Here is a 6444-nt window from a genome sequence, read left to right as displayed (position 1 = left end):
AGGTTGGACGAGCGGGGATACGCGTCCCCCGGGTCGGTCAGCACGTTGACCAGGTACGGCACCCCGCTGTCGAAGGCCCGACCCAGGGCGGGGCCGAGGTCGGTGGCCTTCTCCACCGTCTCCCCGGCGCCGCCGAGCGCCTCGACCACCTTGTCGTAGCGCAGCCCGGGCTGGAGGTCGGCGGCCACGTCGTAGCCGTACATCGCCCGCATCGGGTGCTTCTCCAGGCCCCAGATGCCGTTGTTGCCCACCACGATCACCACCGGCAACTGCTGCCGGACCAGGGACTCGACGTCCATCAGCGAGAAGCCGGCCGCCCCGTCGCCCATCAGCACGCAGACCTGCCGGTCCGGGTGGGTGACCCGGGCACCCATCGCATAGCCCATGCCGGTGCCGAGGCAGCCGTACGGGCCGGGGTCGAGCCAGGTGCCGGGCTGGGCGGGCTCCAGGTACTTCCCCGCGTACGAGACGAAGTCGCCGCCGTCGCCGATGGTGATCGCGTCGGCGGCGAGCACCTTGCGCAGCTCGCCGTAGACCCGGGCCGGGCGGATCGGGTCGGTCTCGGCGGCCATCTCCTCGGCGTCGCGGGCCTTCGCCGCGTCCTCGGCGGTGCGCAGCTGGGCGATCCAGTCGGCGTGGTCGGCCCGGTCGCCGGGGTGCTCGGCGAACGCGGTGAGGATCAGGCGCAGGTCGCCGGCCGGGCCGGCGGCGGGCTGCACGTGGCCGGCGCGCTGGCTGGGCGCGTCGACGACGTGCACCACCTGCGCGTCACCGAAGTCGCCGAAGGAGAGCCGGAAGTCCAGCGGGGTGCCGACCACCACCACCACGTCGGCGCCCTTCAGCGCGACCCGACGCGCCTTGGCGAAGGCGAGCGGGTGCGTCGGCGGCAGCGCGCCCCGGCCCATGCCGTTGGTGAACACGGGCACCTGGAGCGCCTCGGCGGCGGCGCGCAGGGCGTCCACGGCGTCGCCCGCGTACACGTCGGAGCCGGCGATGATCACCGGCCGGGACGCGCCGGCGATCAGGCCGGCGGCCTTCGCGACCTCGGCCGGGTCGGGCTCGATCGGCGCGGGCGGGACGACCGCCGGCAGCTCGGCGTCGCCGACGGAGAAGATCGCCTCGAGCGGGAAGTCGAGGAACGCCGGGCCGCGGTGCGGGGTGAGCGCCGCGGTCAGCGCGGCGGTCACCGCGCGCGGGATGTCGTCGACGCCGAACACCGTCTCGGCGTGCTTGGTGACCGGGGCGACCAGCGGCAGGTGGTCCATCTCCTGGAGGCTGCCGGAGCCCCAGCGGAACTGCGGGGCCCGCCCGCCGAGCACCAGCACCGGCGAGGCGTTGAAGAACGCGCTGGTCAGGCCGGACACGCCGTTGGTGACGCCGGGGCCGGCGGTGAGCACGGCCAGGCCGGGGCGGCGCTGGAGCTTGGCCACCGCCTCGGCCGCGAAGACCGCGGACTGCTCGTGCCGGACGTCGTAGATCGGGAAGCCGGCGGAGTGCGCGGCGTCGTAGAGCGGGAAGACGTGCCCGCCGGAGAGGGTGAACATCTCCCGTACGCCGTGCGCGCGCAGTGCCGCCAGCGCCAGCGCGCCGCCGTGTCCCTCGACCCGTTCCGTCATCGCCGCTCCCCTTCGATCATGGTCGGAGGCCCACGCTACTGGCCGGTAGGCAGAATGTGAACCGCCCTCGGGTCAGCGGCCGGTGAAGCCGGGCTTGCGCTTCTCGACGAAGGCGGCCATGCCCTCGCGCCGGTCGTCGGTGGCGAACAGCGCCGCGAAGAGCTGACTCTCCCAGGCCAGGCCCGAGTTCAGGTCCATGTCCAGACCGCCGTCCACGGCCTGCTTCGCCGCCCGCAGCGCCTGCACCGGCCCGGTCAGGAACGGCTTGACGTACGCGACCGCCGCCTCGTAGACCTCGGCGGCCGGGACCACCCGGTCGGCCAGGCCGATCCGCAGCGCCTCCTCGGCGTCGACCATCCGACCCGTCATGATCAGATCCTTGGCCCGGGCCGGACCGACCAGGCGAGCCAACCGCTGGGTGCCGCCCGCGCCCGGGATGATGCCCAGCTTGATCTCCGGCTGGCCGAGCTTCGCGTCGTCGGCCACGATCCGCCAGTCGCAGGCCAGCGCCAGCTCGCAGCCGCCGCCGAGGGCGTACCCGGTGATCGCGGCGACCACCGGCTTCGGGATCCGGGCGAACGCGCCGAGGGCGCTGGACAGGTCGGCGGCCCGCCCGGCCATGTCCACGTAGGACATGTCGGCCATCTCCTTGATGTCCGCGCCGGCCGCGAAGACCTTCTCCCCGCCGTACACGATGACCGCGCGGACCTCGGGGTCGGCGGTGGCCTCGGTCGCGGCGGCCCGCAACTCCTCCTGGACCTGCTTGTTGAGCGCGTTCATCGGCGGCCGCTCCAGGCGGATGGTGCCGATACCGTCCTTCACTTCCAGCCTGACGAACTCGCCCACGCTGCCCTCACTTCCTCGTCGAAGTCGCGTGCCAACCTTACGACCCGACTCGTTGGGGTACGTAGTGTGGTGTCAGCCGCACCGCCGGGAGCCGAGGCATGATCACTTATTACGACGACAGGTCGGTCCAGGTCACCTCCACCGCCGTCCGGGTCGAGCGGCGCAGCTACCCGCTCGCCGAGATCAGCGCGGTCTGGCACCGGCGCGGGAGCCGGTCGTGGCGGGTGCTGGCCGGTCGCGGGGCGCTCGGCGCCGCGCTGGCCGGGCCGCTGGTCGCCGCGGTGCTCGGCATCGCGCTGGCACTCTGGCTGGACCGCTCGACCACCGTCACCATCGCCGTCGTCGGCGCGTCGGTGCTGGTCGGGCTCGCCGTCGGGCCGCTCGCCGACTTCCTCTTCGAACACCTCGACCGCTCGTACGACCGGGGCAGCCGGCAGTGGGAGATGTGGGCGCGCTGGCGCGGCCAGCCAATGTGCCTGCTGCGCACCGGCGACGCCCTGCGCTTCGGCCAGATCTACCGGGCGGTGCAGCGGGCGACGGAGAGCGCGCCGCCGGTGCGCGCCGCCCGTCAGAACGCGGGCAGCTCGGCCGGCACCATCGCCAGGCCACGCAGCAGGCCGTAGAGATCCTGCTCGCCCCAGAACTGGACGATCCGGCCGCCAGCCAGCCGGTACATCTTGCAGCCGCTCTGCACGGCGGTCGCCCCGGTCGCTTCCCGCCGGTACGTCTGCGCGAACGACACCACCACCCGGTCCCCCGCCGCGAAGATCTCCACGATCCGCTGGTCGACGACCGTCAGCCCCGGCGACGAGACGGCGGCCGCGACGAAGTGGCGACCCCGCACCGCGCGGCCCGACCCGTAGATCTCGACGTCCTCGGCGACCAGCCGGGCCAGCTCCGCGAGATCCTTGGTGACGAACGTCCGCAGATACCGGCGGACCACCTCGACGTTGCGGCCGGCCTCGCTGCTGTCCATCCGGTCACGCTACGCGGACGCGGGTCCGCCCCGCTGACCCCGACACCGACCCGTTGACCCCCGCCCGCCGTCCGCCCGACACGGGACCTTCCCCGCCCGGCCCGCCCGACACGGAACCTCCGCGCCCGCCGTTCGCGACACGCCCCATCCACCCCTGCCCGCCCCCTCCCGACGCCCGGCCCGTCCGCCCCCGCCCGCCGCGTCCCTGACATCGGCCCGTCCGCCCCTGCCGCCGGTCTCCGACCCGGCCTCGTCAGGGCCCGCCAGACGCTCCCCTGCCCTGGCCCCCCATGTTCAGCCTGCTGCCCGGACCTGCCCTCCGCCGCGCCGGGTTCGCCGTGGCGTCCTACCGGGACACCGGCGACGGGGCGGACCTGGCCCTTCAGTCGCCTACCAACTTGATGTCGTAAACGAATCACCATGGCCGCACGGGCGGTCCCAAATCGTCCTATTCCTGGCGTCAGGAGGCCCGCCCGATTCGTTTACGTCATCAAGTTGGTAGGCGACGAAAGGCACCCTCCCGGGCCGGCAGTCGGCGCCACGAGCCACGGCCACGGCCCACCGGGCAAGAACCACGGCCGCGAGGCAAGAACCGCGATCCACGGCGTAGGAGCCGGGCCCACGGACCGGCCCGCCAGCAAGAGCCGGCCAGCAACAGGAGCTGCTCACCAGCGGGAGCCGGGCCGCAGCCGCGAGGCGCGCCGGCGCCCGGCGAGGCAGATCGTCGGGGGTGGACGGTTGCCGCCGGGTGGTAATGCTTGATGATGACCCTCTATTACCGGGACGACGCCGTGCAGGTGACGTCGGAGTCGATCCGGGCCGGTGGCCACGCCATCCGGGTCGCCGACGTGACGTACGTGTGGCACGCCCGCGGGACGACCACGCTCGCCGTCCGGGGCCGGGTACTGGGTCGTGGCGTGCTGGTGCTGCTGTTGTCGCTGCCGCCGCTCGTCGCCCTGATCTGCGTGGTGTCGCTGGCCTGGGCGGCGCAGGACCGGGGCAACTGGCAGCTGGCCCTGCTCATCCTGGCCGCGTGCGGGGTGGCCGTGCTGGTCGCCATCCCGTTCCTCGAACTGCCGCTGGGTTGGCTCGACCGGTCCTACGAGCGGGGCAACCGGGTGCACGAGTTGTGGGTGCAGCACCACGGGCAGGAGGTGATGCTGCTGCGCACGCCGGACGCGCTGCGGTTCGGGCAGATCTACCGGGCCGTGCAGCGGGCCGTCGAGCAGCAGGGCGACCATCGCTGGCCCTGACGGCTCGGCTCAGCTCAGCGGCAGGGTGGTGCCGATCGGCCAGGCCAGCAGCACCGCCCCGACCAGCGCGGGCAGCCAGCGGGGCGCCCCACGCCGGCGCAGCGCTACCGCCCAGGCCGCCTGCCATGCCATCAGCAGCGCGAAGAGCGGCACCACCAGCAGCACGAACCCGGGCGCCAGACCCAGCAGGGCCGCCCCCACCAGGGCCACCACCGCGAAGCCGCCGGTCGCCGCGTACCGCCAGCCACGGCCGTCGGCGAGCAGCTCGGCCCCGGCGAGGAAGACCAGGCAGCAGAGCCCGACCAGCGGCAGCAGCCACCAGCGGGCGCCGACCGGCAGCGCCGAGGTGAACCCGAGATGGATCGGCACGGCCACGGCGAGCAGCGCATACCCGGCGAGCACCGGCGCGGCCACGACGGCGGAGGCACCCGCGCCGGCCGACGCCGGCGGGCCGGGGCGGCCCCAGCGGCCGGCGGCGACCAGCAGCAGGCCGGCGACAAGGAGGAGCCCGGCCAGGTGTCCGCCGACCGCGAGCGGCAGCCGGGCGGTGGGCAGCAGCCCGGCGGCCACCGCGCCGAGGCCGACCGCCGGCACGGTCAGGCCCAGCCAGCGCGGCAGCGACGCCGGCCCGCGCCCCTCCGCCCGGCCGGGAGCCGCCGAATGGCGCCCGTCCGCTCGGCCGGGGGCCGGGCCGCGGCGGAGCGCAGCGGAGGTCGAGCGGCGGCGGAGCACGGCAGCGGCCGGGCCGCGGCGGAGCGCGGCGGGGGCAGCCGGGCCGGGGCGGAGCACGGCGCTCGCCAGGGGGAGGAAGCCCAGGCCGAGGCCGAGCAGCAGCAGGCCGGCGCCGGCCAACCGGCTGAACGGGTCGGGCGGTGGGCCGTCGCTCGCGCCGGGGATCGCGGCGACGACCGCGCGGTGGGTGGCCGGGGCAAACAGGATCGAGATGTGCTCGACCCCCGGCACGACCGTCAGCTCGCGGGTACCGGGCGGTCCGGCCGCCCCGGCGGTCTCGGCCGCCTGCCGGAAACCGGGGAACTCCAGGCCGCCGACGAGCAGGGTGAGCGCGCCGGGCCGGCCGTACGGCAGCGGTCCCGGGTCCGGCAGCGAGATGGCGACGGTACGCGCTATCTCGGGGTGGGTGGTGGCGTACCGCAGCACGGCGCCGGCCCCCATCGAGTGCCCGACCAGGACGATCCGGGCCGGGTCGACGTCCGGCCGGGCGCGCAGGTGCGCGACGGCGACGTCGAGGTCGTGGCGCAGGACGTCAGCGGCGGGGCCGCCGTCGCCCGCCCCGGACAGCCGGGCCGGGTTGGCGCCGTGGCCGGCGAAGTCGAGCAGCAGCGCGACCGCCCCGTGCCGGGCGGCGGAGTCGGCGAGCGGGCGCATGAGCCGGGCCGAGCCGGCGAACCCGTGCGCCACCACCACGGCGGGCCGCCGCCCACCGCTGTCGCCGCCGGTGGCCTCGACCTCGGTCAGTGGCACCCCGTCGACGGTCACCCGCCGGGTGGTCAGCCCGCTGTCGGCGCGTACCAGCAGGAGGGTGCCGAGGAGCACGGCGAGCAGCGCCACGGCGGCCGGCGCGAGCAGGGCGCGCCGGGGGCGGGCGTCGGGCGGGGGAGCCGACATGCCGGCACCCTACGCGCCGGGCACCCGCGCGGGGAGCGCCCCGACCGGGGCGGATGCGCGGGGAGCGCCCCGGGCGGGGCGGATGCGCGGGGAGCGCCCCGGGCGGGGCGGATGCGCGGGAAGCGCC

General features: G+C 75.5%; 6 protein-coding genes. 2 read left to right on the top strand and 4 right to left on the bottom strand.

The genetic code is table 11. From position 1 onward, the window contains the following. Positions 1-1616: acetolactate synthase (locus tag K7640_RS29405; RefSeq protein WP_222958209.1), on the bottom strand; the 1616-nt coding region annotated here is incomplete at its 3' end. Between the two features lie 72 nt (positions 1617-1688). Beyond that, a complete protein-coding gene (locus K7640_RS29400; RefSeq protein WP_222958208.1) occupies positions 1689-2462 on the bottom strand; it encodes an enoyl-CoA hydratase-related protein in 774 nt (257 codons plus the stop codon). Between the two features lie 98 nt (positions 2463-2560). Here K7640_RS29400 and K7640_RS29395 point away from each other — a divergent pair, with 98 nt between their 5' ends. Beyond that, the gene (locus K7640_RS29395) at positions 2561-3085 is read left to right on the top strand and encodes a DUF6232 family protein (RefSeq protein ID WP_222958207.1); all 525 of its coding nucleotides are present in this window, start codon (positions 2561-2563) and stop codon (positions 3083-3085) included. Here the strand turns inward: K7640_RS29395 and K7640_RS29390 are convergent. After that, entirely contained in the window at positions 3031-3438 is a 408-nt protein-coding gene (locus K7640_RS29390; protein ID WP_222958206.1) for a nuclear transport factor 2 family protein, read from the bottom strand. The two genes, K7640_RS29395 and K7640_RS29390, sit on opposite strands and share 55 nt — an antisense overlap. A 764-nt stretch (positions 3439-4202) precedes the next feature. On the opposite strand from K7640_RS29390, the gene K7640_RS29385 reads away from it, so the two are divergent. Further along, on the top strand, positions 4203-4691 hold the full coding sequence (locus tag K7640_RS29385; RefSeq protein WP_222958205.1) for a DUF6232 family protein: 489 nt from the start codon (positions 4203-4205) through the stop codon (positions 4689-4691). A 9-nt stretch (positions 4692-4700) separates the two neighbouring features. Here K7640_RS29385 and K7640_RS29380 read toward each other — a convergent pair whose 3' ends face one another. Continuing rightward, positions 4701-6317, bottom strand: a complete 1617-nt coding sequence (locus K7640_RS29380) for an alpha/beta fold hydrolase (protein WP_222958204.1) — start codon at positions 6315-6317, stop codon at positions 4701-4703. Between the last annotated feature and the right edge of the window lie 127 nt (positions 6318-6444).

Origin of the sequence: Micromonospora sp. PLK6-60 (assembly GCF_019890675.1) — a bacterium.
Classification (GTDB): Bacteria; Actinomycetota; Actinomycetes; order Mycobacteriales; family Micromonosporaceae; genus Micromonospora.
Note: the sequence above shows the minus strand (reverse complement) of the source record. Positions and strands in the feature narration are given on the sequence as shown.